Origin of the sequence: Arthrobacter sp. NPDC057388 (assembly GCF_042668165.1) — a bacterium.
In the GTDB taxonomy this organism is placed as follows: Bacteria; Actinomycetota; Actinomycetes; order Actinomycetales; family Micrococcaceae; genus Arthrobacter.
Genome location: NZ_JBHVBL010000028.1, coordinates 24,707 through 51,194, shown reverse-complemented (window position 1 = coordinate 51,194; position 26,488 = coordinate 24,707). Strand labels below are relative to the sequence as shown.

Here is a 26,488-nt window from a genome sequence, read left to right as displayed (position 1 = left end):
CTCCAGACTTCAGGCGCGGGTGGGCTTCGGCGACTTGTACATTTCGTCGATGACCGTATCGAAGTCCTTCATGACCTGGGCGCGCTTGACCTTCATGGAGGGGGTCAGGTGGCCGGAGGCCTCGGTGAAGTCGCTCGGCACGATCCGGAAGGACTTGATGGCCTCCGCCTGGGAGACTGACTGGTTGGCGTGGTTGATGAGCTCCTGCACGGCGGCTTTCACTTCAGCGTGCCCGGCGGCGTCCTTCAGGGGCGTGTCCGCCGGCAGGCCGTGGCGCTGCAGCCAGCCCGGGAGCGCCTCCTCATCGAGGGTCACCAGGGCCCCGATGAACGGGCGGTTGTCGCCAACCACGAGTACCTGTGACACCAGTGCATCGGCACGGATCTGGTCCTCGAGCAGCGCCGGAACCACGTTCTTGCCGCCGGCGGTCACGATGATTTCCTTTTTCCGGCCGGTGATCAGCAGGTAGCCGTCCTCGTCCAGCTGGCCAATGTCGCCGGTGCGGAACCAGTCATCAGCAAAGGACTCCTCCGTCAGGTCGGGGCGCCTGTAGTAACCCCGCATGACGCAGCTGCCCTTGACAAGGATCTCGCCGTCGTCGGCAATCCGGACGCTGTTGCCGGGAATCGGCGCGCCGACCGTGCCGATCTTGATCCGCTCCGGCGTGTTGACGCTGACGGGTGCGGTGGTTTCGGTGAGGCCATAGCCTTCCAGGATCTGCAGCCCGATGCCCTGGAAGAAGTGGCCCAGCCGCTCGCCCAGCGGGCCGCCGCCGGACACCGCGTGGGCCACCTCCCCGCCCATGGCCGCGCGGAGCTTGCCGTAGACGAGCTTGTCGAAGACCGCGTGCTTGATCTTCAGGCCCAGCCCCACGCCGCCGTCCTGCCTTGCGCGGGAGTACGCGATCGCGGTCTCGGCCGCCTTGTGGAAGATCGCGCCCTTGCCGCCGTCTTCGGCCTTGGTGAGGGCAGAGTTGTAGACCTTTTCGAACACGCGCGGAACGGCAAGGATGAACGTCGGCCTGTAGCTTTGCAGGTCGGCCAGCAGGTTCTTGATGTCCGGGGTGTGCGCCACCGTGACACCCGCGGCCACGGCCAGGACCGAAATGAAGCGTGCGAACACGTGGGCCAGGGGGAGGAACATGATGGTGCGGGACTTCTCATTGACCACCTGTCTCAGCGAGGTGGCCAGGGCGTTCTCAGACAGCTCCACGAAGTTGCCGTGGGTGAGTTCGCAGCCCTTGGGCCGTCCGGTGGTGCCGGAGGTGTAGATGATGGTGGCGAGGTCGCGGAGCCCTGCAGAGCGCCGCCGGGCATCGAGTTCGGCGTCGGTGATCGCGGTGCCGGCCGCACGCACGGCGTCGAGGCCGTCACCCTCCAGCTGCCACACGTGGGCCAGGTCGGTCAGCCCCTCGGAGGCGGCCGCCTGCCGGATGATGTTTTCGTGGTGGTCGGACTCCCCAAACGCGGCGACGGCGCCGGAATCGCCGAGGTTCCAGGCGACCTGGGAAGGGGATGACGTCTCGTAGATGGGAACAGAAACGCCACCTGCGAACCAGATGGCGAAGTCGATCAGTGCCCACTCGTAGCGGGTCCGGGACATGATGCCCACCCGATCGCCGGCGCCGATGCCGCTGGCGATGAGGCCCTTCGCCAGGGCGGACACGTCGGCCACGAACTCCTTGGCCCGGATGTCCTGCCACTGGCCGGCGGCGTCAAGGCGCGAAAACAGGGCAGGGTTGGATGCCTCCGCTGCCTGCCGCAGCAGGAGGTCCGTGATGTTGCTGTCCAGGGGGACGTTCGCCAGGGGCGGAACGCTGTATTCGCGCACGTTAGCTCCTTTGATAGCCGTTGCCGCAGCCGGTAGTCCCCACCTTAGTACCTCGTGTGGCCGGGGCCGGCAGATCCGGGATTACCGGTCGGTAACTTTACGGCGGGGGAACGGTTGCCGCCAGTGGACGGGACATGCCGTTTGCGTGTCGCACCTGCGAAGACGATTCCGGCGCGGCACCTGGGCGGCACCTAGAATGAGGGACTATGCAGCCCTCCTTGCCAGCCGAGCAGCCCGTCACGCCCCGTTCCTACATCCGGAGTGGCGGGACCGGAGCCTGGGCGTCCTGGCGCGCGGCCTCGCGGCAAGGGATCTCCCGCCGCCCGGTCGCGGCTCACGGGCTTGCGGGAGGCCGCGGGCAATTGGCCGGCCACCGGCTGTTCCGGCAGCAGCTGCGGCTGGGCCGGCGCGGTCTGGCCATCGGCATCGACATTGGCGGCACCAAGGTGGCCGCCGGCGTGGTGGATGCGGAAGGAAATATTCTGCGTGAGGCGCGCCGGTCCACGCCGGGAAGTGATCCGCGTGCCGTGGAGCGCGTCATCGTGGAACTCGTTGAGGAGCTCAGCGCCGGCACCAGGATCCGTTCGGTGGGTATCGGCGCCGCCGGCTGGATGGATCTCGACGGCGGTACGGTGCTGTTCAGCCCGCACCTCGCCTGGCGGAACGAACCGCTGCGGGAAAACCTGCAGCACCTGCTGCGCCGCCCCGTCATGCTGGTTAACGACGCCGATGCGGCAGCCTGGGCTGAGTGGCGCTTTGGTGCCGGGCAGGGGCAGGACCGCCTGGTCTGCATCACGCTCGGCACCGGGATCGGCGGAGCCATGGTGATGGACGGGCGTGTTGAGCGCGGCAGGTTCGGCGTGGCGGGGGAGTTCGGCCACCAGATCATCATGCCGGGCGGGCACCGGTGCGAGTGCGGCAACCGCGGCTGCTGGGAACAGTACGCCTCCGGCAACGCCCTCGGCCGGGAAGCCAGGGAACTTGCCCTGGCCAACTCCCCGGTGGCTCAGGAACTCCTCAAAGCGGTGGACGGAAGCGCCGAACGCATCACCGGTGCCACGGTGACGGAACTGGCCATCGCCGGTGACGCGGCGTCCCGGGAACTCCTGGAGGACGTCGGGGACTGGCTCGGGTTGGGGCTGGCGAACCTTGCAGCTGCCCTCGACCCCGGGAAGTTCGTGATAGGCGGCGGCCTGTGCGCGGCGGGCGAGCTGCTGGTTGCGCCCGCCCGCAAGGCGTTCGCCCGCAACCTCACTGGCCGCGGTTTCCGTCCGGCCGCCGAAATCGACCTGGCTGCCCTGGGGCCGAACGCCGGCCTAATCGGCGCCGCCGACCTGTCGCGGGTGGGCAGCCGGACGCACCGCTGACCTGTCCGGCCCAGTAACGCAACGCCGGCTGACGGAACAGGGCTGGCTGAAGAGTCAGACCCGGGCGCCGTCGTCGTTCTCGTCCTTCTCCTGCGGCAGCTTCATGATCAGGTACACCACAGCGCCGACGAAGATGGCCACCATGCCGAGGATTGCCAGCAGCGGTGCGGAGCGCCAGAACATCGACGACAGCACCAGGGCCACGGGCGCACCGACGGCGCCCAGCCACGCGAGCATCGTCAGCGGATCCGTGGCCGAAAGCTTGGGCGGTTCTTCCGGAACGAACTCGCCTTCGTCGTCATCGACGGCGTAGCCGCGCGGATCTCCGGTTCCGTGAGGAACGTCAGCGTGCCCGGAGCGGTCAGCCTTCTCGCGCTCGGCCTTTTCCCGGTTTTCGGCTTTTGCCTGCTCCGCCGCCTGCTGCCGCTCAGCCGCCGACAGTTCCCGGGGTGCCCGCGGCGCCAGGCCCAGCGGGTCGAAATCGGTGAAGCGTTTGGCGGCGTTTTCCGCAGCGGCGCCATTGGCCGGGGCGTCTGCTGCTGCGCCGTCCGGCACTGCCGCGCTGTGCCGGGGACCGCCGGAATGCCGCGGGCCTTCAGTGGCAGACGGCCCGGTAGTGGACGGCTCAGTGCTGGACGGCCCAGTGCTGGACGGCTCAGTGCTGGATGCCTCACTGGTGGACTCTTCGGTAGTGGACGGTTCCCGCCCGCCCCGGATGCCGCCAGCATCCGGAGCCGTGGTATCGCCCTGCAGCCTGGCCACCAGATCCAACCAGACGGCGTCGTCCTGGTTGGCGCTCGGATCGGACGAATTCGAATCGGGCCTATTCATCGGTCGCGCCCTTCTGGCTGGCTATTGCGGAGTCGGCGGATCCCGGGCGGACGCCCGCCGCAACGGAGCGGACGAAGTCCACAGAACCGCTGAAGATCAGGTCGGCGTCGTGGTCCAGCGTGGCCACGTGGTAGCTGTTGTCCAGCCGTGTGAGCTGCAGCGGGGCGTGGGTGAGCCCGCGCCGCAGGGCCATGATGCTGGAGTCGGAAACAACATGGTCAACGGAGGAGCGGAAGACCTGTACGGGCGCTGTGATGCGTGGCAGCAGCCGGACAGTGTCCTTGAACATCTTATTCAGTTCGTGGGCCGCTGCCACCGGTGTCCGGGAATAGGCTCCCTCGTCCACGCCCGCCTTCCTGATGTCATTGGCTATTGCGGGCGTGCTCTTGAGAACCAGCTTGAGGATGCCCGCCAAAGGCGCGCGGCGGTCATCGATGACCAGGCCGGGGTTGACCACGATGGCACCGGCGACGGGCCTGGTGGCGGCCAGGCGCAGCGCCAGGGCGCCGCCCATGGACAGGCCCGCGGCGAACACCAGGTCACACTCGGACTCGAGCTCGAGGTAGGCGGCGTCCATGGCGCCATGCCACTCCTGCCAGCGGCTGCGGGAGAGCTCCTGCCAACTGGTGCCGTGCCCCGGCAGCAGCGGCATCCTGACGGCGAAGCCCGCAGCGGCGAAGGACTGTGCCCACGAACGCAGGCTGTGCGGGCTGCCGGTGAACCCGTGGGAAAGGGCAACGCCGATGGACGGCCCCTCGCCGGAGTGGGCGCTGCTGAAAGGGCTGTGGTCCGGAACTGTGGTCATGGCTTCTCCGACGGTATGTGGCTTCGGGAGTGCAGCTGGAAGAACCGGGCCGAGGATTCAAAAATTTCCTGGGCGTCCGCGTCCAGCGTAGCCACGTGGCCGCTGTTCCTGAGCAGCACGACCTCGAGTGCGGCCGCGCGCAGCCGTTTGCGGATAATGCCGAGCGACGTCGGGGGCACCACAGCATCGTTGACCGACTTGAAAACGAGCACCGGCGCGGTGATCCGAGGCAGTCCGCGGACCGCGGCAGCGAACAACCGCTTCAACTGGTGCACCGCCGCCAGCGGCGTCAGGGAGTAGTCGCCGTCGTCCGTGTGGGGCGCCGTCGGATTTTCCTCGGCTATGGGCACGGTGGTCTTTTGGATGTACTTCAGCAGCCCGATCACCCGCACGCGCCGGTCGTAAAAGCTCAGGCCGGGATTGACGACGGCGACACCCGCCACGCTGTGGCGGGATGCGGTGAGCAGGGCGATGGCGCCGCCCATCGAGAGGCCGGCAACATAGCACTCGTCGGTCCTGGCTGCGAGGTCCAGATATGCCTGTTCGAAGGCGCCGTGCCACTCCCGCCATCCTGTCCTGGCCAGTTCCTGCCAGCTGGTCCCGTGACCGGGGAGCAGCGGAACTGTGACGGCATAGCCCTGCGCGGCCAGGAATTCGGCCCACGGCAAAATGCTGAGCGGGCTTCCCGTGAAGCCATGGGAAATCGCGATGCCGGTCCGTGCGTTGGCTCCGTGTCCCGCGTAGCTGAAAGCGGCGGGCCGCGTGCGGTCGCTGCCTTCTGTCATGGAACCATCGTGTCACTGTTCCGGACAATTCTCACTAGAGTAGGGTTGCATTGCAGTCCTGCCGGGCCTCCACACCGCCCCGGCGGCAGCCTTCCGGAGAGGTAAGACACGTGTTCTATTGGGTCATGAAGCGGATCTTCCTGGGACCGGTGGTCCGGACTCTTTTCCGGCCGTGGGTCAAGGGGCTGGACAACATTCCTGCAGAGGGTGCGGCCATCATCGCCTCCAACCACCTCTCGTTCTCGGACTCGATCTTCATGCCGCTGATGGTGCCGCGGCCCGTCATTTTCCTGGCCAAATCCGAGTACTTCACGGGCACGGGGCTCAAGGGCAGACTGACCGCCCTGTTCTTCCGGCTGACCAACCAGCTCCCCATGGACCGTTCCGGCGGGGCAGCGTCGGCGGCCTCGCTCGAGGCCGGCATGGACGTGCTGACGCACGGCGGACTGCTGGGAATCTACCCTGAGGGAACCCGCAGCCCCGACTCGCGGCTGTACCGGGGCAAGGTCGGAGTGGCACGGCTGGCGCTCAAGGCCGGCGTTCCCGTCATCCCCGTGGCGATGATCGGCACGGACAAGGTTCAGCCCATCGGCCAGCGGCTGCCGAACATCCGCCGCATCGGCATGATCTTCGGCAAGCCCCTGGACTTCAGCAGGTATGAGGGCATGGCCGAGGACCGGCTGATCCAGCGGTCCGTGACGGACGAGATCATGTACGAACTCATGCGGCTGTCCGGGCAGGAATACGTGGACGAGTACGCCTCCGTGGTCAAGCTCAGGCTCGCAGGCAAAGGCCATGAACAGAGCGGCCCGAAGCGGGACGACGGGCCGGGGGAGTCCGGTTCGTCCCGGTCGGCCTAGGGGCCTGGGAGACCCATATCTGTGACGCCCCGGCCGGGCGCATGACAGTCCGGGTGTCCCGAAGACGCTCCGGCCCTCTACTCTTAGTAGTGTGACTGAGCTATCTGCAAAACCTGCCTCTTCCCTGACCAGCACTTCACAAAGCGGTGCGGCCAACTACCCGGGACTCGACAACTGGCGGGATCTTCCCATCTCCCAGCAGCCGAGCTGGCAGGATCCCGAAGTCTTCAACGCCTCCGTCAAGGAGCTGTCCGCTCTTCCGCCGCTGGTCTTCGCGGGCGAAGTGGACATCCTGCGTGAGCGTCTGGCTGCCGCAGCCCAGGGCAAGGCGTTCCTGCTCCAAGGCGGCGACTGCGCCGAGACCTTTGAGGGTGCCACGGCGGACAAGATCAGCGCACGCGTGAAGACCATCCTGCAGATGGCAGTGGTCCTGACCTACGGTGCGGCAATGCCCGTCATCAAGATGGGCCGCATGGCCGGCCAGTTCGCCAAGCCGCGCTCCTCCAACGATGAGACGCGGAACGGCGTCACGCTGCCGGCCTACCGCGGCGACATCGTGAACGGGTACGACTTCACCCCCGAATCCCGGGCCCACGATGCGAGCCGCATGCTCAGGGCCTACCACACCTCCGCTTCCACGCTGAACCTTATCCGGGCGTTCACCCAGGGCGGTTTCGCGGACCTCCGCCTGGTCCACACCTGGAACAAGGGCTTCACTGAGAACCCGGCACATGCACGCTACGAATCCCTCGCACGCGACATTGACCGCGCCATCAAGTTCATGGCATCCTGCGGAGCCGACTTCGAGGCGCTGAAGCGGGTGGAGTTCTTCGCGAGCCACGAGGCGCTGCTGCTCGACTACGAGCGTGCGCTCACCCGCATCGACTCCCGCACTGGCCTGCCGTACGGCACGTCCGGCCACTTCCTCTGGATCGGTGAGCGTACCCGCGAGCTGGACCACGCCCACGTGGACTTCCTGTCCCGGGTCCGCAACCCGATCGGCGTCAAACTGGGCCCGTCGACGTCCGGCGACGATGCGCTGCGGCTCATCGACAAGCTGGATCCCGAACGCGAGCCCGGCCGGCTTACGTTCATCACCCGCATGGGTGCCGGCAACATCCGCGAAAAGCTCCCGTCGCTGGTGGAGAAGGTCACAGCCTCCGGTGCCCAGGTCCTGTGGGTCACGGACCCGATGCACGGCAACACGGTCACCTCGCCCAATGGCTACAAGACCCGGAATTTCGACGACGTCATTGACGAGGTGCGCGGGTTCTTCGAAGTGCACCACGCCCTCGGGACGGTTCCGGGCGGCCTCCATGTCGAAATGACCGGCGATGACGTGGCCGAATGCCTCGGCGGAGCCGACCCCATCGACCAGGAAGCGTTCCTCGACCGTTACGAGTCGGTCTGCGATCCCCGCCTCAACCACATGCAGTCGCTGGAGATGGCGTTCCTCGTGGCGGGCGCGCTCACCCGCCGCTAAGGGCTGCTGGCCACCACGAACTGAACACACAAAAGACCGGCGCCGGGATTCCCCGGCGCCGGTCTTTGCGCACTTTATCCGTCGGCTGGGGCTACACCACCGTGAGTGTGACCACGGAGCCTTCGGGCACCTCGGTATCTACGGGATCCTGGTCCCGGACCGTCCCGAAGAAGCCGCCCAGGATTTCGTTGATGCGGACCTCGAAGCCGCGTTTCCGCAGCGCCTCGGTGGCGTCTTCCACCTGCTTGCCGATGTAGCTGGGCACCTTGACGAGCTTGGGCCCTTCGGAAATCGTCAGGGTGACGGTTTGTCCCCTCGTCAGGGTTCCCGACGCCGGCTCCTGGCTGACCACTGCGCCCCTGGGGATGTTCCTGTCGTGGACGGTTTTGTCGGCCACCGCGGCCGTGAGGCCGGCCGCTTCAATGGCACGCAGGGCTTCCTCCTGGCCCTGGCCGCGCACATCGGGCACCGGGATGGGCTGCGGCCCCTTCGAAACGGTGAGGCTGACCGGTGTCCCGTGCCGCACGGATGTTCCCGCCGCCGGGGCCTGGCTGAGCACCGTTCCGGCGGGCACCTCCTCGTCGAACTTCTCCGTGACCTTGCCGAGTGCCATTTCGGCGCCGTTGAGCGCTTGCTTGGAAGCCTCGAGCGTCTTGCCTGCCAGCTGCGGCAGGGGAAACAGCTGCGGGCCCTTGGACACGAACAGCGACACCTGCTGGAACTTGCGGATTTCCGCACCGGCGCCGGGCTGGGAGCCCACCACCAGCCCGGCCTTGACGTCGTCATCGAAGACGTCCTGTGTGCTGGACTGGAAGCCGGCGTCCCGGAGCAGCTGCTGGGCTTCCGCGACGGTCCTGTTGGCCACGGCCGGGACGGTTCCGGGGGAACCCGGCCCCATGCCGAAGAACCAGCCCGCGCCGGTGGCCAGGAGGGCGAGGATCACCAGGACCACGATCCAGAGCGCGCCCCTGCGCCGCGGATTCCCCTCCCGAAGCGAGCGGACCGGAGTGGCTGCGGCGCGCGAGCGTGCCCTTTCCTCGTTGCGGTCCAGTTTCCGCTGTTCACGTTTGCTCAGGGGGAGCGGGCCGTCATCCCTGTCATCGTCGTCGAATCCGTAGGACGGGAGGACCGGCCTGGCGCGTGTTGGGACCGGCGTTGCAGGGCCCTGTGGTGCAGCTGCGGGGGCAGAAAACACAGTAGTGGGATTGCTGGGCCGCGAAATGACTTCGGTGGGGCGCCCCGATGGAATCCCGTCGCCGTGGATCGGCGCCAGCAGCTCGGTGTGGTTTCCCTGGCCTTCCTGCGCCGGTGGATGCGGGAGGCGCGAAGGCATCCGGGCCGGGGCAGGGGGTGCAGCAGCTCCGCTGTGGCCGGTGGCAGGACCGGCGGCAGCGGAAGCTGCGCCTGCCGCTGCTGCCGCCGCGACGGCTGCAGGGGGCTGCAGATCCAGTTCCGGGTCGGTGAGGTTGGTGCGGATATGACGCAGTTCCGCCAGCAGGGCATTGCCGTCCACGGGCCTTTGCTCGGGGTCGCCCGCAGTGCACCACTGCACAAGTTCGTCCACTTCCCCTGCGAGGCCGGGAACCAGCCCGGAAGGGGGACCTACAGTTGAATTGACGTGCTGGTAGGCCACCTGGATGGGGACCTCGCCGTCGAATGGCTGGCGTCCCGTCAGCATCTCGAACAGCATGATGCCCGTGGAGTAGATATCGCTTCGTGCGTCAGCCGGCTTGCCAAGAACCAGCTCCGGCGACAGGTATGCGACCGTGCCGATCAGAGCGCCCGTGCTGGTTGATGTGGTCACTGCGCGGGCGAGGCCGAAGTCACCGATCTTGATCCGTCCGTCGTCGGCGATCAGAACGTTCTCCGGCTTGACGTCGCGGTGGATCATGCCGGCAGCGTGGGCCGCCCCCAGTCCTTCCACCACCGGGTCGATGAGCGCCAGGGCGAGCCGGGGGGACAAGGCCCCCTTGCTGTTGATGACGTCGCGGAGGGTATGCCCCTTGATGTACTCCATCACGAGGTAGGCGGTGTCGCCGTCGTGCCCCTGGTCGAGGACGCCCACCACATGGGGGTGGGAGAGCTTCGCGGCGGCCCGGGCCTCGCGCGCCAGGCGGTCGAGGAAATTGCCGTCGTTGACCAGATGGGGATGCAGGACCTTCAGGGCGACATCGCGGTCCAGCCTCTGGTCGGTGGCCACGTAGACGGTGGACATGCCGCCCCGCGCCAACCTGGACTTCACCCGGTAGCGGTTGTCCACGAGCGACCCAACGAGACTGCCTAAAGCGTTTTCCTGCACTCTTCGATACTAAGTGCTGCACGGAAACGGGTCCGAATCAACGTAGGATCCGGACCCGTATCGTTATGCTCCCGGGCCCTGGTCTGGCCAGGCCCCGGAAGCCGCAGGGGCGTCAGCTGAAGTTCTTGCGGTGTGCCTTGATGGCCGCGACGTAGTGCTTGGTGTCGGTGTACATGCCGTGCTTGTTGACCGAGTACTGGCCCTGGTAATAGCCGGCGATGGCGTAATCCAGGCTCCTGCTGGTCCGGATCAGCTGCCGGATGATGGCCACCCCGGCGGTGGCGTTGTCGTACGGGTCAAGCAGGTTCAGCTTCCGGCCCACGAGGTCGGAGGCCCATTCACCGGAGGAGGGGATGACCTGCATGGTGCCGATGGCGTTGGCCGGCGACACTGCACGCTGGTTGAAGCCCGACTCCTGGTACGCGAAAGCCTGCGCCAGTGCGGGATCCACGCCCATCCGCCGTGCAGTGTCGGCCACGATGGACTGCATCTGCGCCAGCGACGGGACCGGTGAGGCGTTGAGCAGCGCCTTGTTCTTGTTGGCGGAGCTGACGACGGCGGCCGGGTAGGTGTAGCCGAGGAAGGAACTGGGCACCAGCGGCGTGACGCTGGACGCAGGCTGCACGGCGCTGGCCTTCCCGGGAATGACGAGCTTCTGGCCGGGGTAGATGGTGGTGGTGACCTTCAGCCGGTTCGCCGACAGGATGTCAGCAAGCCGCACGCCGTGCCTGGCCGCGATGCCGGACAAGGTGTCACCGGACTTGATGACGTAGGAGGCTGAACGGGTGGCGGACGGTGCTGCTGCCTTCGCCGGAGCCGCAGCAACGGCAGTGCCGGCCCCGAGCCGGATCTTCTGGCCCGGGTAGATGATCGATGTCACCTTCAACCCGTTCCAACTGAGTACCTGGGAAAGCCTCACACCGTGCCGCGCGGCGATGCCGCCCAGCGTGTCGCCGGACTTGACGGTGTAGGTCCGCGCAGCAGTGCTGGCCGGCGCGGCAGCGGTCCTGGCAGGGGCCGCCGCGGCCTTCAGCTTGATCCGCTGCCCCGGGTAGATGACGGAGTTGGATTTGAGGTTGTTGAGCTTGAGCACGGCCGACGTGCTGAGTCCGTACCGGTGCGCGATGCCGCTGACTGTGTCCCCGCGGACCACCGTGTGTGCTGTCGGCATGGCGCGGGTGGGTTGAAGACCGGACGGCAGCGCTGCCGGCACGGAGGCTGCGGGGATGATGCCCGCCTTGGCTGCTGCTGCCTGCGCCTCGATGGCGGCGGCGAGCGTCGCCGGGATCGTCTTGGTCCGGGCCTCGGCCGCTGCGGGCTGGGCGACCGCCAGGGAGGAAAGCATGACGGCAGGCAGCGTGGCCGTCGTGGCCGCGATCAAGGGCAGGCCCGGCCGGGCTGACTTGGTGGAGCGGGTCGTCGTCATGGGAAAGTCCTCTTCTCAGCGGCGAATGCTGTCGGTCATGCTCGTGGTACCAGTGTTACTGATGTTAATTGTGTTGCGAATGTTATCTATGTGAATCTCTCACGATTTTCCGGTTAGCACAAGAATTGGTTTCACCGCGAAAAGAGGACAGGTGGGAGTGTCGCCCGGCGAGATGGCCGCGGGCGCGGCGGTGGGCTGTTTCGACTAGGCTTGCGGGCTCCCGCCATGGCAACCTTGTCCCGTGAGTACTGTTGAAACCCTTGTAGGCGACTGGCTGCCCTTGCCCGATGTCGCCCAGTTGCTGGATGTGTCAATTACCAAAGTCCACGGGCTCCTTGACGAGCGCGCGCTGGTAGCGCTGCGGATCGGGGAACGCAAAATCCGCTCGGTGCCTGCGGCTTTCTTCCAGGACGGCCATGCAGTGGAAAGCCTCAAGGGCACAATCGCGGTGCTGGCAGACGCCGGTTTCTCTGACGAGGAGCTCATCGGCTGGCTTTTCACCCCTGATGAGTCGTTGCGCGGACGGCCCATCGACGCCCTCCGTGAAGGGCGCAAGACCGAAATCCGCCGCCGGGCGCAGCTGCTCGCCTGGTAGACACTGCAGGCGCAGACACGGCAGGCTGGGTTCGTGAATCCAGCCCGCCAAAAGGGCCGGGCCGGCCGATCAGGCGGCCCGGCTCACTGTCGCCTCGGCCAGCCGGCGCAATGCGGTTTTGGGAAGGTCGTCCAGCGGCAGCAGTTCGAGGGCTGCGTAGGCCGCCGCGCCGAACTCCTCGATCAGCACTTCCGTGGCCTGCAGCGCACCGCAGTCGGCGATGATGCGGCGGAGCTCGGCCACGTCTTCCTCGCCCAGCTCAGGACTGCCCAGCTTTGAGTCGATGAACGCGGACTCCTCGGGAGTGGCCAGGTCCAGGGCAAAGGCCACGAGAACAGTCCGCTTGCCCTCCCGGAGGTCGTCTCCCGCCGGCTTGCCGGTCGTGACGGGGTCGCCGAAAACGCCCAGGACGTCGTCGCGAAGCTGGAAGGCCTCGCCCAGGGGCAGTGCGAAGGCGGAGTAGCCCCGGAGCAGTTCGTCAGAAGCCCCGCCGAGCGCGCCGCCCAGGGCGAGCGGGTGTTCCGTCGAATACTTCGCTGATTTGAAACGGATGATCGACTGGGCGCGGCTGACTGCGCCGGCGCGGTCCCGCACCGGCCCCGCGACCTCCTCGAGGATATCCAGGTACTGGCCGGCCATGACTTCTGCGCGCATCAGGTTGAAGATCAGCCGTGCCCTGCTGCCGGAGGCCGCCGTTTCGCCGATGTCGGTGAAGGCTTCCTCGCTGAAGGACAGGCAGAGGTCGCCGGCCAGGATGGCCGCGGCGTGGCCGAAGCGTTCGCTGTCAAGTGCCCAGCCCTGGGCCTCGTGGAGTTGGCTGAACCGGCGGTGCACACTGGGTCCGCCCCGGCGGGTGTCCGACCGGTCGATGATGTCGTCATGGATCAGGGCCGCAGCCTGGAACAGTTCAAGGGCAGCGCCTGCCGTGACGATGTCCTTGGCAGAGGCGGGGCCGCCCGCGCCTCGCCATCCCCAGTAGCACATGAGGGCGCGCAGCCGCTTCCCGCCAGTGACCAGGTTGGAGATGGATCCCATGATCGGATCGATGTCCGGCGAGATGGCGGTCATGATCGAGTGCCGGGTTGTCAGGAAGTCGGTGAGCTTTCCCGCTACGGCGGCCACGAACTCCGCCTGCTCCACGCGAAGCTGCTCGGCCACCATCACTTGACGGACTCGGGCGCCACGTTGGCACCGATGGTGAAGGTGGAAACCCCGCCGGACTGGGGAACAGCGATGTTGACCGTCTCGTTTCCTGCGCGTACGAAGTCCTTGGATGCCACGCTGCCCACCGCATTGCCGGGAACAGGCTTGAAGCCCTGCGCTTCCAGCGCCTTGGTGTAATAGGCGACGACGGCGGCCGGCTTTGCCGACGTTGAGCCCACCAGGGCGGCGGTGGCCGGGGATGTTGATTTGTCGAAGCTGCTGGCCACCACTTTCGCCCCCGGCATCACGGGAAGCAGTTTGGCCGGGAAACCGGCAACCAGGGCACCCACAGTGGCCGAGGTGCCCGGTGAAACGCTCGGGCTGGCCGTTGCCGCGGCGGAGGCCGTGGCGGTTGCTGTGGCGGTTGCCGCGGGAGCCGGAGAAGTGGCCGATGCCGTGGCCGCGGGCGTTGCCGAACCGGGCGCCTGTGCCGTACACGCCGACGCCGACGCCACCACAGCCACTCCTACAGCGAGCAGCCCAAAGCGGGCAGGCGTGAGCGTTCCAATGACCTTCACAGGTGCGGTCCTCCTGGGTGTTGATGCCGGATTCAGCCTCCAGTTTAGTCAGGTGCAGGGCATAGGATTGCAGTTGTGGGGCCGGACGAGGAGAGAGAGCAAGCGGAAGCGCGGCTACGGGACCTTCGGCGGGCCAGCATCATGCACGTCGACATGGACGCGTTTTTTGTCTCCGTGGAACTGCGCGCCCGTCCTGATCTGCGGGGCCGGCCGGTCATCGTCGGCTTTCCCGCGGAGCGCTCTGTTGTGCTGTCAGCGTCCTATGAAGCGCGCAGGTTCGGCGTTAAATCGGCGATGCCCATGGCAGTCGCACGCCGGCTGTGTCCGCAGGCCACCATCATCGAGCCGCGGCACAAGCTGTACTACGAGGTGTCCGGCCAACTCATGGCCATTTTCGGATCCATCACGGAGCTCGTGGAGCCGCTCAGTGTGGACGAGGCCTTCCTGGACGTCGGCGGCGCCATCCGCCGGCTCGGTCCGCCGCTGGAAATCGGCCAGTTGATTCGGCAGAGGGTCGCCGGTGAGCTGGGCATCACAGCGTCTGTGGGCATCGCCGCCAGCAAGTTTGTGGCCAAGATCGCCTCGACCCGGTCCAAGCCGGACGGCCTATTGCTGATTCGGCCGGAAGAGACCGTGCCGTACCTTCACAGCCTCCCGGTCAATGCCCTGTGGGGCGTCGGCGGCAAGACGGCAGAGGTGCTGGCCCGGATGGGAATCCGCACCGTTGCTGACGTCGCTGCCACGCCGGTCTCCTCACTCAAGAAGGTGCTGGGCGCGACCGGCGAACACGTCCACCGGCTCTCCTGGGGTATCGACAGCCGGGCAGTCACCCCGGTGAGGGTGGAGAAAAGCATCGGAGCGGAGGAAACGTTCGCCGCCGACACCGCCGACGACGCACTGCTGCACCGCGAGCTGCTGCGGCTGTCCCACCGCACGGCCGAGCGGCTGCGCGCTTCCGGAATGGTAGCCAGGACCGTGGCCCTCAAGCTGCGGTACGCGGACTTCTCCACCGTCACGCGAAGCCGCACTGTCCACACGCCGCTGGACAGCGCACAGCTCATTTACGCGGTGGCCGTCCAGCTGCTGGAGTCGCTGGGGAGCCGGCCCCTGACGGTCCGGCTTGTGGGCGTCCGGGCGGAACAGCTGGAAACAGCCGCCCAGACCTCCCTGCAGTTGAGCCTGGACAGGCGCGATGACAACTGGCGGGCCGCTGAACAGGCCCTGGATAAAGTGGCGGAGAAGTTCGGCAGCAAGTCCGTGCTGCCGGCCCGGCTGCTCGAGCCGGGACGGGACAACTCGTGACGTGATTCCGCCGACACCGGCCCCGGCCGGGAAACCGCATTCTTGGCGGCCGGGCAGTGCGGGTTCAAGGCTTCAGGCACTCTTGCCCCCGTGAAGAGCGTCTTTCAGAACAGCGTCCAACAAACTATCCTTATAGATACAAAGATTTCGAACGTCTGGACATGTGTGGATCACCCGACCCGCCGCGTCAGTATGCTTGGATTCCTGGATTTGCCGTTGTTGGCAGGGGCGGGAACCTGAAGGGCATGCCGGTCGTTGACGGGGCAGGAACAACCGGTTCCGACCTGTCTGGACGTTGGCCTACTTAAGGAGGTCGTGATGCCGCTCTCGGAGCACGAACAGAAGCTGCTCGAGCAACTCGAGAGGCAACTGCATGAGGACGATCCCAAGTTCGCCAATTCCATGGGCTCGGATCCCGGCCGCAGCTGGTCCACCCGGCACATTGTAATTGGCGTACTGGCCACCCTGGCCGGGGTGCTGCTCCTCCTTGTGGGGGTTTCCCTTCAGAACATCTTCGTCGGGGTCCTCGGGTTTGTTGTCATGGGTGCCGGAGTTTACTTTGCCACGATGCGCAGCGTTGCGGCGGGGAAAGCAAAGGCCGGCGGACATGGCCGGAAGTCGAAGGGCAAAAGCTCCTTCATGAACAGCCTCGAAGAACGATGGGATGAAAGGCGCCGCGGGGAGCCCTGAGCACCCTCCACTTTCCGCCGCCTCCACTTCCCACCACCTGCGCCGCGCACCGCCCTCCACTTCGCACCACCGGGGTTAGCGCCGGATGGTGCCAGGTAAACCACGAATGACCCGCCACGGCGGGTCATTCCGCTTTAACCCGCGGTTCTAGGGCAGATCGGGCTGCCTTCGCCACTCGAGCGCAGCGGGACCGCCAGAGCCGGGGCCGGCTCCGCCGGAGAATTTCCCTCCACTTTCACCCCCGGACAAAGAACCGCGCCATTCCGCGGAAAATTGTTTCTCCAAGCAGTCGAGAAACACCCGTGCCGCGTTGACTGTGGGGAGAAGTGGAGTAAAGTGGAGCGCGTAAGAGGGTAGTGGCAGCGCGGGGGTTGTTCGGCTTCTGACGGCAGACGGGCGGTGGGGACGTGTTCCTTGGGACACACTCGCCGCGTCTTGACGAAAAGGGCAGGATCATTCTTCCCGCCAAGTTCCGTGAGGAGCTTGCCGGCGGACTTGTTCTCACGCGAGGCCAGGAGCGCTGCATCTACGTCTTCAGCGAGCAGGAATTCGCGAGGGTGCACGAGCAGATCCGGGAGGCTCCGATCTCCAACAAACAGGCTCGTGACTACATCCGGGTTTTTCTCTCTGGAGCCTCGGACGAGGTGCCTGACAAGCAGGGGCGCGTGACCATACCTCCCGCGCTCCGGGAGTACGCAGGGCTTGGCAGGGAGTTGGCCGTCATCGGGGCCGGCACCCGCGCCGAAATCTGGGACGCCCAGGCGTGGAATGCGTACCTGGCAGAGAAGGAAACCTCCTTCTCTGAAACCGACAACCCCATCGCCGGCATCCTTTAGCCGGCCCGGACCCGGATCCGTTTCTTGGACGAGATCTCCAGCCGCCCATCCTTCCGGCTACCTGGCTCACTTCCCCGGAGCCAGGCAGCCACCGGGATAGGCGCGGATGGGGATCTGGCTCAAGAACCGGCCTGGCCCATTGGCACCCCCAGCGCTCAAGGAAGGACGAAGGCGTGACAGAACCCGACCAGCCGAAGCCTACGTCCGAACGCCATGTACCGGTCCTGAAGGACCGGTGCATCAATCTTTTGGCGCCCGGATTCGAGGCAGCACGCCTGCGCGGTGAGACGCCGGTGGTCATCGATGCGACACTCGGCATGGGCGGGCACTCCGAAGCCATGCTCCAGCGCTTTCCCGACCTGCACCTCGTGGGAATCGACCGTGATGAAGAAGCCCTGGCACTGGCGGGGGAGCGGCTCGAGCCCTTCGCGGCCCGAACTGACCTGGTTCATGCCGTGTACGACGAAATCGCCGAGGTGCTTGAGGACCTCGGCATCGCCGAGGTCCACGGCATCCTGATGGACCTCGGGGTCTCGTCCCTCCAGCTCGACGAGCGTGAACGCGGTTTCGCCTATTCCTTTGACGCGCCGCTGGACATGCGGATGGACACCAGCCGCGGCCAGACGGCGGCGGACGTCGTCAACACTTACAGCGAAGAGGAACTGGTCAGGATCATCCGCAAGTGGGGTGAGGAAAAGTTCGCCGGACGCATTGCCAACAGGATCGTCAACGCCCGGGCAACCAAGCCGTTCACCACCACGGGGGAACTCGTCGAACAGATCCGGGCGGTGGTCCCGGCCGCGGCGGCCAAGTCCGGCGGACACCCGGCCAAACGCACCTTCCAGGCGCTGCGCATCGAAGTCAACGAGGAACTCGACGTCCTCGAGCGGGCCGTTCCGGCAGCGGTGGACGCCATAGCACTTGGCGGCCGGATCGTCGTGATGTCCTACCACTCCCTGGAGGACAAGATCGTCAAAAGCGTCTTCCAGGCCCGCTCCAAATCGTCGGCTCCACTTGGGTTCCCGGTGGAGCTTGAGGAACACAAAGCTGAACTCAAGACCCTGACCAAAGGCACCGAGGTGCCTACCGCCGTCGAGATCGCAGAGAATTCGCGTGCAGCATCAGCCCGGCTGCGCGCAGTGGAACGCATCAGAGCCAGGAGAGCAACATGAGCACCGCAGCTGCCAAGAACCTCGCCCTTCCAGCCGGCCCGGGCGTCCAAGGAACGGGTGACCACGCCGGACTCCCGGGTTCGCCCCGGAAGGCGCGCACTCCGCTCTCCCTGGTCCGCTCCGCACCGAAGAAGCGCCGCGCGCCCTTTGTTGTTCTCTGCTTCGGGATGCTTGCAGCGGCGCTGATCGCGGTGCTGGTGCTCAACATCTCCGTGTCCACAGCGCAATACCAGCTGGTCAAGCTCCGTGCCGAACAGACCCGGCTCACCAAAGAGAACCAGGACCTGACACAGCAGGTGCAAAACTTCGAGGCTCCCCAGAATCTGGCTGCCAAGGCCGCAGAATTGGGAATGGTCGCTTCCACCGGCAAGGGCCAGATCGACCTTTCCACGCTGACGGTCAGCGGGGATGCCAAGCCGGCAGTTAAGGGAGATTCGGCAGGAGCGGTTATCGCAGCCCCCGCCGTCCCGGGCCAGCTGAACGTGGTCCCGCCCGCCAGCTCGGGCGAGCCCTTGGCGAGCCGGGCCCCCGCTGCCGGTGACACGGCGGCTGCGCAGCCGGAAGCGAAGCCGGCCGCACCGGCGGCTGCCGCCAAGCCGGCAGCCCTGAACGGCGGTACCATTCCGGCGCCGGAGCAAAGGACGCCGGGACAGTAGGGCAGGAACAGGCGGCTGGCAGTCCGCATGGCAAGCAGTAGGGGATGAGCGTGGCGCAAGGCAAAGGCAAGGCAAGCAAGAAGAAAGTTGCTAACGCCACGAAGAGGCTCCGCCTCGGACTCAGCATCATGCTTGCCCTGCTGGTGGTCGTGGGCGGAAAGCTCTTCCTGGTGCAGGGACTGGACGTCGGCGGCATGGCTGAAGCAGCGTTGGACAACCGGCTGCGCCCCACCGTGCTGCCTGCCGAACGCGGCAGCATCCTGGACGCCAACGGAACGGTGCTGGCCAACAGCGTCATCCGCTACAACATCACTGTTGACCAGTCGGTCAACACCAAGACCGAATCCTTCAAACGGCTTGAGAAGGTGGACGGCAAGGACGAGCTGGTCACCGTGTCCCGCGACCAGGGAATCGCCGAGCTGGCAGCCGTCCTGGGCATGGACGTTGAGGACGTGCGTAAATCCGTCACCGGCACCAGGACGTACTACATTGTGGCCAAGGACCTCCGGCCCGACGTCGAAAACCGGGTTTCCGAACTGCAGATCCCGGGCATCTTCTCCGAGGGCACCAGCAAGCGCGTGTACCCGAACGGCTCAGTGGCCGGCGGCATCGTGGGCTTCCTGGAGAACGGAACCACCGGGCAGGCCGGTCTCGAACAGACCCAGGACGCGATTCTCCGCGGCACCCCGGGCAAACGCGTGTTCGAAATCGGCGCCGACGGACTCCGCATCCCCGTGGGCATTGATGAGCTGACGCCCGCGCAGGACGGCAAGGACGTTAAGCTCACCCTGAATTCGGACCTGCAGTACTTCGCCCAGCAGGCCATCCAGACCCAGACGGACAAGCTCAGCGCCGAGTGGGGGGTCATCATCGTCTCGGACGTGAAGACCGGCAACATCATCGCCATGGCCGACACCAACACGCCCGATCCCAATGACCCCGGCAAGGTGGCCGCCGAGGACCGTGGCGTCCGCTCCGTCACCGCCGCCTACGAGCCCGGTTCCGTGGAAAAGATGATCACCGCCGCCGCGGTTATCGAAGAAGGCAAAGCCAAACCCCTGGACACCTTCGTGATCCCGCCGTCCCTGGTGGTGGACGGCCAGCAGTTCGACGATTCCTTCTCCCATGGAACTGAGAAGCGGACCCTGGCGGGCATCCTGGGCTGGTCCATGAACACGGGCACAGTGATGGCGGGCCAACGCCTGACCAAGGACCAGCGCCATGACTGGCTGCAGAAATTCGGCATCGGCGAGGCACCGGAGATCGGCCTCCCGGCCGAGGCGAAGGGCATTCTGACCCCGGCCGACCAGTGGGACGGCCGGCAGCAGTACACGGTGCTGTTCGGGCAGGGGGTCTCGCAGTCGACGCTCCAGACCGTCCGCGCCTACCAGTCCATCGCCAACGACGGCGTGATGCTGCAGCCGAGGCTGATTGACAGCTACATCAGCCCCGACGGAACCGAGGAAAAAGTGCCGGCCAAGCCGTCCCGCAGGGTGGTCTCGGAGCAGACGGCACAGCAGGTCAGGGACATCCTTGAAAGTGCCGTGACCGAGGGCCAGATCAAGGAAGCCGCGATCGACGGCTACCGGGTGGGCGCCAAGACGGGTACTTCCCAATCGCCCTGCGACGACGGGACGGCTGGCTTCTGCGGATATACCGCCTCGATGGTGGGAATGGCACCGATGGACGATCCGCGGTTTATTGTTGAGGTGGTCCTGCAGCGTCCCAAGGGATCGATTTACGGGATCACCAACGGGCCCGTGTTCCGCTCGGTCATGGGCCAGGCACTGCGGACGTACAATGTTCCGCCGTCCAAGGGCACGCCCGTGAGGCTGCCCCAATACGCCAAATAACCCCAGTACGCCAAATAACCCCAGTACGCCAAATAACGGAGTACGCCACACCGGCAGTACGCCCAGTAACACCCGCAATGAGAGGCCGCGGTACACCTGAACAAACAGTTCCGGGGTGTCCGTTGGCCCACTAGCACCAACGGAGATTCAGTTGTCACAGCACCATGACCCCGGCACTGCCGACGCCCCGGAGGGGCAGGCATCCAGGAGCGGCTTCCGGCCCACGGCCGTCGCCGCCGTCGAGCTGGGAGTCATCGGCCAGTCAGTGGGTGTCGCGGTACCCGGCGCCGCCGAGTCCGTCCAGGTCACCGGCATCTCCCTTGACTCGCGGTCCGTCGAACGCGGCGACCTGTATGTTGCCCTGCCGGGGGCGTCCCGGCATGGCGCGGACTTCGCGTCGACGGCGATCGGGGCGGGTGCTGTCGCGGTGCTGACTGACGACGCCGGCGCGAAGCTTCTTGCTTTGGGGCACGACATCGCTGTCCCTGTGCTGGTGGTGGCGGAACCGCGCAGCGTGGTGGGCCGCCTGTCCCGCCTGATCTACCGCAGCCAGGACGCCGATCTGCAGGGCCCCACGATGTTCGGCGTGACCGGCACCAACGGCAAGACCACCACCACCTACTTCGTTAACGCACTGCTGCAGGCGATGGGAAAGAAGACCGGGCTCATCGGCACCATTGAGATCCTGGCCGGCGGGGACCCGATCCCCAGCCTCCTGACCACGCCGGAATCCACCGATGTCCATGCCCTGCTGGCCCTTATGCGGGAACGCGGGCTGGACGCCGCTTCCATGGAAGTCTCCTCGCATGCGGTGTCGTTCCGCCGGGTGGACGGCGTGGTTTTCGACGTCGTCGGTTTCACCAATCTCACCCAGGACCACCTGGACCTGCACGGGACCATGGAGGAATACTTCCGGACCAAAGCGGAACTGTTCACCGCCGAACGCGCCAGGGCCGCCGTCGTGACGGTCGACGACGAGTGGGGACGGCGGCTTGCCGCCGGCACAGAGCTTCCGGTCATCACTCTTGCGACCCTCCGGCCCGGTGGTCCGCCCGAACCGGACGAGGGCCCGGCGGCTGACTGGACGGTCGCGGACCCGAGGCCCCGCGGCCTCGGCACGGAATTCACCCTCCGCAGCCGGGACGGCATGGAACTGCGCGTCCATACAGGCCTGCCCGGCGTGTTCAACGTCTCCAACGCGGCGCTGGCCCTGACCATGGTGCTTGCCTCCGGTGCGGACCCCGCCGAAGTGCAGGCAGCCCTGGACGCCGCGGATCCCTTCACCGTGGCAGTTCCCGGCCGCATGCAGCTCGTGTCATCCCGGCCGGCCGCCGTCGTTGACTTCGCCCACAACACGGACGCACTGGCGCGCGCCCTCGAGGCTGTCCGGTCGCCCGAGCCCGCGTCCAGGGTGATCGTGGTTTTCGGCGCCACAGGCCAGCGCGACCAGGGCAAACGCCCTGCCATGGGTGCAACCGCCGCCCGGCTTGCCGACGTCGTGATCGTCAGCGATGACGACCCCCACGACGAGGACGCCGCCGCGATTCGCGCCGAGGTGCTGGTTGGCGCCACGGATGCCAAGGAGGCCGAGCAGCTGGACTGCAGGATCATGGAGGTTTTCCCCCGGGATGCTGCCATCCGGGAGGCCGTCAACCTGGCTGCTCCGGAGGACACCATCCTGATTGCGGGACGCGGACACGAAGTGTGGCAGGAGGTCAAGGGAGTGAACCTTGCCCTCGACGACAGGGTGGAACTACAGAACGCCTTGACGGCACGAGGATTCACCGTTCTCCAAGACGACGGGATAGAGTCCTAGACCGACATGATTGAACTAACTGCGGCGGAAATCGCCGAAATCACCAGCGGCCGCCTGCTTGCCGATCCCGGCGTTATTCCCGGATCCGTAGTGACCGACTCACGGGAGGCCGCTGCCGGCTCCCTGTACGTCGCCAAACCGGGCGAAACCGCGGACGGGCACAGCTTCGTGGGTGCGGCCTTTGACCGCGGCGCGGTGCTGGCCCTCACCGAACGCGAAATCAAGGACGACGCCGGCCGGACCTATCCGTCCATCGTTGTCGAGGACGCGGTGCTGGCCATGGGAGCCGTCGCGGCGGAAGCTGTCCGGCGGATCAGGAACCAGCGCGAGGCGGCCGGCGAACAGCTGACCGTCATCGGCATCACGGGCTCAGCCGGCAAGACCACCACGAAGGACCTGCTCGCAGGCATCCTGTCCGCCGAGGCGCCCACCGTTTCACCCCAGGGTTCCTACAACGGCGAGGTGGGCGTCCCCCTCACCGTGTTCCAGGCCGGTTTTGACACCCGGTTCCTGGTCATCGAGATGGGCGCCACCGGCATCGGGCATATCCGCTACCTGGCCGACATGGTCCGCCCGGAGATCGGCGTGGTGCTCGGTGTGGGAACAGCACACGCCGGGGAATTCGGCGGTGTGGAAAACATCGCCATCGCCAAGGGTGAACTTGTCGAGGCCCTGCCCGTTGAGGGCACCGCCGTACTGAACCTTGACGATCCCCGCGTTGCCGCCATGGCTGCCCGCACCACGGCGGCCGTGCTGGGCTTCTCGTCCCGGGACGCCGAGCCGGACGCTCCTGCCGTCCGGGCCGCCAACCTGGCCACCAACGCCTCCGGTAACCCGGAGTTCGACCTGGAAGTGCCGGGGGAGCCCACGGTCCGGGTCAGCAGCAAGCTGATCGGCGAACACCATGTGGCGAACCTCCTCGCCGCCGCGGCGGCCGCACATGCGGCGGGCGTTCCGGCGGACAGAATCGGTGCCTCCCTGAGTTCCCAGTCCGCGGCCAGCCGCTGGCGGATGGAGCGCACCGAACGGCCCGACGGCGTCACGGTCATCAACGACGCCTACAACGCCAATCCGGAATCCATGCGGGCTGCCCTCCGCACGCTGGCCGACCTCGGCCGCGGCCGCCGGACCTGGGCCGTGCTCGGGGCCATGCTCGAACTGGGCGAGGACTCCATCCGTGAGCACACCGCCGTCGGCACCCAGGTGGTGCGGCTGAACATCTCCCGCCTCCTGGTGGTGGGCCGCGAGGCCCGTTCGCTGTACGTTTCGGCAGTGCAGGAAGGGTCCTGGGGCGAGGAATGCATGTTCGCCGAAACCGCCGACGAAGCATACGAGCTGCTCCAGGAGCAGCTCGAACCCGGCGACCTGGTGCTCTTCAAGTCCTCCAACAGCGTGGGTCTGCGCCATTTGGGCGATCGGATAGCATTACCCCCACATGCCACCCCCACAACTGCCAATGAAGGGAGCGAGCTGCTGTGATTGCACTTCTGATCGGCGCTGGCCTGGCCCTGCTGCTGGCACTGGTGGGCACCCCGCTGTTCATCCGTCTGCTGGTCCACAAGAGCTATGGGCAGTTCATCCGCGACGACGGACCGACCTCGCACCATACCAAGCGCGGCACGCCCACCATGGGCGGCACCGTGGTGGTGGGCTCGGTGCTCCTGAGCTACGGCCTGACCCACCTCATCATGTGGCTCATGAACCCCCGGTCGCCCGGGCCGTCCGCCTCGGCGCTCCTGCTGCTGTTCCTGATGGTGGGCATGGGGCTGGTGGGCTTCCTCGACGACTTCATCAAGATCTCGCAGCAGCGCAGCCTGGGCCTGAACGCCAAGGCCAAGCTGATCCTGCAGGCGGCGGTGGGCATCATTTTTGCCGTCATGGCCCTCTACTTCCCGGACCCGGACGGGGTCACCCCGGCGTCCACCAAGATCTCTCTGGTCCGCGACATCCCGTGGCTCGACCTCGCCTTCGGCGGGACCGTGCTCGGCGCAATCCTCTTTGTGGTCTGGTCCAACCTGATCGTCACCGCGGCCACCAACGGCGTCAACCTCACCGACGGGCTGGACGGGCTCGCCGCCGGTGCCGCCATCATGGTGTTCGGCGCCTACACGCTCATCGGCATCTGGCAGAGCAACCAGGCCTGCGGCTCGCCACGCGAGGCCGGCAGCGGCTGCTACTCCGTCCGTGACCCGCTGGACCTTGCCCTGCTGGCGGCCATCATGAGCGCCGCGCTGGTGGGCTTCCTGTGGTGGAACACCTCGCCGGCAAAGATCTTCATGGGCGACACCGGCTCCCTCGCGATCGGCGGTGCCATCGCAGGGTTCGCCATCCTCTCCCGCACCGAACTGCTGCTCGCCTTCATCGGCGGCCTGTTCGTCCTCATCACGCTTTCCGTCATCATTCAGGTGGGCTACTTCAAAGTCACCAAGGGCAAGCGCTTCTTCAAGATGGCGCCGCTGCAGCACCACTTCGAACTCAAGGGCTGGGCGGAAGTCACCGTGGTTGTCCGGTTCTGGATCCTCGCCGGCCTGTTCGTCGCCGCGGGTCTTGGCATCTTCTACGCAGAATGGGTGGTCCTGCTGTGAACGTATCCCACACCGACGCAACCGCGCGCCTCAAAGACCTCGTCAGCTGGGACTCCGACTGGGCCGGACTGCGCGTTGTGGTCACAGGAATCGGCGTCTCGGGTTTCGCGGCCGCGGACACCCTGATTGAACTCGGCGCCCGCGTGGTGGTGGTCGACGGCGCCACCACGGAAACAGCGCAAGGCAAGGCGGACACTCTGCGCATCGTCGGCGCAGTTGACGTTCTCCTGGGGGAGGACGCCGTCCGCTCACTGCCCAAGATCGACGGCCAGAAGCCCGACCTCGTGGTCACCTCCCCGGGCTGGCGGCCCGACCAGGCACTGCTGGCGGCCGCCGCCCGCGCCCACATTCCGGTGTGGGGCGACGTCGAGCTGGCGTGGCGCCTGCGCGTCCGCGAGGGCCGGAAAACCGCCGACTGGCTAACCATCACCGGCACCAACGGCAAGACGACGACGGTCGGACTGACCGAGTCCATGCTGCGGGCTGCGGGCCTGAAGGCCATTGCGGTGGGCAACGTCGGCACGCCCATCCTCGACGCCCTGCGTGATCCGGTCGAGTACGACGTCTTCGCGGTGGAACTGTCCAGCTTCCAGCTGCACTGGTCCAGCTCCGTCTCGGCCGTGGCCAGCGTGTGCCTCAACGTCGCCGAGGACCACGTGGACTGGCACGGCTCTTACGAGTCCTATCTGGCCGACAAGGCCAAGATCTACGAAAACACGCAGAAGGCCTGCATCTACAACGACGAGCAGATCGAAACCGAACGCATGGTGGAGGACGCGGACGTCGTGGAGGGTTGCAGGGCTGTGGCCTTCACCACCGTCACGCCTGCGATCAGCATGCTTGGCGTCGTGGAGGGCCTGCTCGTGGACCGGGCCTTCATCGCCGAACGGAAGGACAGCGCCGTCGAACTGGCGTCGATGTCCGACCTCGGCCCCGTGGCCCCCCGCCATATGGTGGCCAACGCCCTGGCGGCGGCGGGCCTGGTTCGCGCCTACGGCGTCAGCCCCGAGCATGTGCGCGAGGGACTGCAGGCCTACATCCCGGGCAGCCATCGCATCCAGCCGGTCGCCAAACAGAACGGCGTCCTGTGGATCAACGATTCCAAGGCCACCAACCCGCATGCCGCCTCCGCGTCCTTGGCCGCCTTCGATCCGGTGGTATGGATCGCCGGTGGACTGTCCAAGGGTGTCAGCTACGACGACCTCGTCCGTGACCATGCCCGCCGCCTGAAGGCCGTGGTGCTGATCGGCAAGGACACGGGCTCACTGGAAGAGTCCCTGCAGCGACACGCACCGGATGTCCCCGTCATCCGGCCGGCGGCAGGCCACACTGAAATTGTGCAGTCAGCCGGAACCGGACATGACACCGCACCGGATTCAGCCGAAACCGGGGAGGCCGTGATGGCACGGGCCGTCGCATCGGCGGCACAGCTTGCCGCCCCGGGTGACACTGTGCTGATGGCGCCGGCTGCTGCATCCATGGATCAGTTCTCTTCCTACGCTCACCGTGGCGACGCCTTCATTGCAGCGGTCCGCGGGCTCGTGGAAGGGGAGGCCCGGACCGGCAAGGAGTAGGA

General features: G+C 66.6%; 22 protein-coding genes. 14 read left to right on the top strand and 8 right to left on the bottom strand.

What is annotated here, in order from left to right; genetic code table 11:
* Positions 1-9 precede the first annotated feature (9 nt).
* On the bottom strand, positions 10-1,830 hold the full coding sequence (locus ACFUTU_RS14120; RefSeq protein WP_377965280.1) for an AMP-dependent synthetase/ligase: 1,821 nt from the start codon (positions 1,828-1,830) through the stop codon (positions 10-12).
* Between the two features lie 206 nt (positions 1,831-2,036).
* Here ACFUTU_RS14120 and ACFUTU_RS14115 point away from each other — a divergent pair, with 206 nt between their 5' ends.
* Positions 2,037-3,197: an ROK family glucokinase gene (locus ACFUTU_RS14115; protein ID WP_377965278.1), complete on the top strand. Its 1,161-nt coding sequence runs from the start codon at positions 2,037-2,039 to the stop codon at positions 3,195-3,197.
* A gap of 54 nt (positions 3,198-3,251) precedes the next feature.
* On the opposite strand, the gene ACFUTU_RS14110 is transcribed toward ACFUTU_RS14115, so the two are convergent.
* From ACFUTU_RS14110 to ACFUTU_RS14100, 3 genes are read right to left on the bottom strand one after another with little or no spacing between them, the layout of a single operon-like run.
* Entirely contained in the window at positions 3,252-4,028 is a 777-nt protein-coding gene (locus ACFUTU_RS14110; RefSeq protein WP_377965276.1) for a hypothetical protein, read from the bottom strand.
* Complete coding sequence (locus tag ACFUTU_RS14105) at positions 4,021-4,833, bottom strand: alpha/beta hydrolase (protein WP_377965274.1); 813 nt, start codon at positions 4,831-4,833, stop codon at positions 4,021-4,023. Before ACFUTU_RS14105 ends, ACFUTU_RS14110 begins: the two co-directional genes overlap by 8 nt.
* Positions 4,830-5,618 carry an alpha/beta hydrolase gene (locus tag ACFUTU_RS14100; protein ID WP_377965272.1) on the bottom strand — a complete coding sequence of 263 codons (789 nt, stop codon included), beginning with the start codon at positions 5,616-5,618 and terminating at the stop codon, positions 4,830-4,832. Before ACFUTU_RS14100 ends, ACFUTU_RS14105 begins: the two co-directional genes overlap by 4 nt.
* A 110-nt stretch (positions 5,619-5,728) precedes the next feature.
* On the opposite strand from ACFUTU_RS14100, the gene ACFUTU_RS14095 reads away from it, so the two are divergent.
* Together ACFUTU_RS14095 and ACFUTU_RS14090 are read left to right on the top strand one after the other, a co-directional pair.
* Entirely contained in the window at positions 5,729-6,478 is a 750-nt protein-coding gene (locus tag ACFUTU_RS14095; RefSeq protein WP_377965270.1) for a lysophospholipid acyltransferase family protein, read from the top strand.
* Between the two features lie 91 nt (positions 6,479-6,569).
* Positions 6,570-7,961: a class II 3-deoxy-7-phosphoheptulonate synthase gene (locus ACFUTU_RS14090; protein ID WP_377965268.1), complete on the top strand. Its 1,392-nt coding sequence runs from the start codon at positions 6,570-6,572 to the stop codon at positions 7,959-7,961.
* 91 nt (positions 7,962-8,052) lie between these two features.
* Here ACFUTU_RS14090 and ACFUTU_RS14085 read toward each other — a convergent pair whose 3' ends face one another.
* Positions 8,053-10,260 (bottom strand): PASTA domain-containing protein, encoded by a 2,208-nt coding sequence (locus ACFUTU_RS14085; RefSeq protein WP_377965266.1) that lies wholly within the window; start codon positions 10,258-10,260, stop codon positions 8,053-8,055.
* A 112-nt stretch (positions 10,261-10,372) separates the two neighbouring features.
* Positions 10,373-11,686, bottom strand: coding sequence for a LysM peptidoglycan-binding domain-containing protein (locus tag ACFUTU_RS14080; protein WP_377965264.1), 1,314 nt, complete (start codon positions 11,684-11,686; stop codon positions 10,373-10,375).
* A gap of 241 nt (positions 11,687-11,927) precedes the next feature.
* On the opposite strand from ACFUTU_RS14080, the gene ACFUTU_RS14075 reads away from it, so the two are divergent.
* Positions 11,928-12,281, top strand: coding sequence for an Rv2175c family DNA-binding protein (locus ACFUTU_RS14075; RefSeq protein WP_377965262.1), 354 nt, complete (start codon positions 11,928-11,930; stop codon positions 12,279-12,281).
* 69 nt (positions 12,282-12,350) lie between these two features.
* Here the strand turns inward: ACFUTU_RS14075 and ACFUTU_RS14070 are convergent, their stop codons facing one another.
* Together ACFUTU_RS14070 and ACFUTU_RS14065 are read right to left on the bottom strand one after the other, a co-directional pair.
* The gene (locus ACFUTU_RS14070; protein ID WP_377965260.1) at positions 12,351-13,445 is read right to left on the bottom strand and encodes a polyprenyl synthetase family protein; all 1,095 of its coding nucleotides are present in this window, start codon (positions 13,443-13,445) and stop codon (positions 12,351-12,353) included.
* On the bottom strand, positions 13,442-14,002 hold the full coding sequence (locus tag ACFUTU_RS14065) for a hypothetical protein (protein ID WP_377965258.1): 561 nt from the start codon (positions 14,000-14,002) through the stop codon (positions 13,442-13,444). The genes ACFUTU_RS14070 and ACFUTU_RS14065 overlap by 4 nt, the downstream gene beginning before the upstream one ends.
* A 141-nt stretch (positions 14,003-14,143) precedes the next feature.
* Between ACFUTU_RS14065 and dinB the strand changes: the two genes are divergently transcribed.
* From dinB to murD, 10 genes are all read left to right on the top strand, one after another.
* Complete coding sequence (dinB, locus tag ACFUTU_RS14060) at positions 14,144-15,304, top strand: DNA polymerase IV (protein ID WP_377965256.1); 1,161 nt, start codon at positions 14,144-14,146, stop codon at positions 15,302-15,304.
* A gap of 318 nt (positions 15,305-15,622) precedes the next feature.
* Complete coding sequence (locus tag ACFUTU_RS14055) at positions 15,623-15,994, top strand: DUF3040 domain-containing protein (protein ID WP_377965254.1); 372 nt, start codon at positions 15,623-15,625, stop codon at positions 15,992-15,994.
* 407 nt (positions 15,995-16,401) lie between these two features.
* Positions 16,402-16,830, top strand: coding sequence for a division/cell wall cluster transcriptional repressor MraZ (mraZ, locus tag ACFUTU_RS14050; RefSeq protein ID WP_076798037.1), 429 nt, complete (start codon positions 16,402-16,404; stop codon positions 16,828-16,830).
* A 173-nt stretch (positions 16,831-17,003) separates the two neighbouring features.
* Positions 17,004-18,002 (top strand): 16S rRNA (cytosine(1402)-N(4))-methyltransferase RsmH, encoded by a 999-nt coding sequence (gene rsmH / locus ACFUTU_RS14045; protein ID WP_377965252.1) that lies wholly within the window; start codon positions 17,004-17,006, stop codon positions 18,000-18,002.
* Complete coding sequence (locus ACFUTU_RS14040) at positions 17,999-18,658, top strand: hypothetical protein (RefSeq protein ID WP_377965250.1); 660 nt, start codon at positions 17,999-18,001, stop codon at positions 18,656-18,658. Before rsmH ends, ACFUTU_RS14040 begins: the two co-directional genes overlap by 4 nt.
* Positions 18,659-18,702: 44 nt before the next feature.
* Positions 18,703-20,511 carry a peptidoglycan D,D-transpeptidase FtsI family protein gene (locus tag ACFUTU_RS14035; RefSeq protein ID WP_377965248.1) on the top strand — a complete coding sequence of 603 codons (1,809 nt, stop codon included), beginning with the start codon at positions 18,703-18,705 and terminating at the stop codon, positions 20,509-20,511.
* Positions 20,512-20,662: 151 nt separating this feature from the next.
* Positions 20,663-22,327 carry a UDP-N-acetylmuramoyl-L-alanyl-D-glutamate--2,6-diaminopimelate ligase gene (locus tag ACFUTU_RS14030; RefSeq protein ID WP_377965246.1) on the top strand — a complete coding sequence of 555 codons (1,665 nt, stop codon included), beginning with the start codon at positions 20,663-20,665 and terminating at the stop codon, positions 22,325-22,327.
* 6 nt (positions 22,328-22,333) lie between these two features.
* The gene (murF, locus tag ACFUTU_RS14025; protein ID WP_377965244.1) at positions 22,334-23,806 is read left to right on the top strand and encodes a UDP-N-acetylmuramoyl-tripeptide--D-alanyl-D-alanine ligase; all 1,473 of its coding nucleotides are present in this window, start codon (positions 22,334-22,336) and stop codon (positions 23,804-23,806) included.
* Entirely contained in the window at positions 23,803-24,912 is a 1,110-nt protein-coding gene (mraY, locus tag ACFUTU_RS14020) for a phospho-N-acetylmuramoyl-pentapeptide-transferase (RefSeq protein ID WP_377965242.1), read from the top strand. The genes murF and mraY overlap by 4 nt, the downstream gene beginning before the upstream one ends.
* Positions 24,894-26,486: a UDP-N-acetylmuramoyl-L-alanine--D-glutamate ligase gene (gene murD / locus ACFUTU_RS14015; RefSeq protein ID WP_377965240.1), complete on the top strand. Its 1,593-nt coding sequence runs from the start codon at positions 24,894-24,896 to the stop codon at positions 26,484-26,486. Before mraY ends, murD begins: the two co-directional genes overlap by 19 nt.
* The last annotated feature ends 2 nt before the right edge of the window (positions 26,487-26,488 follow it).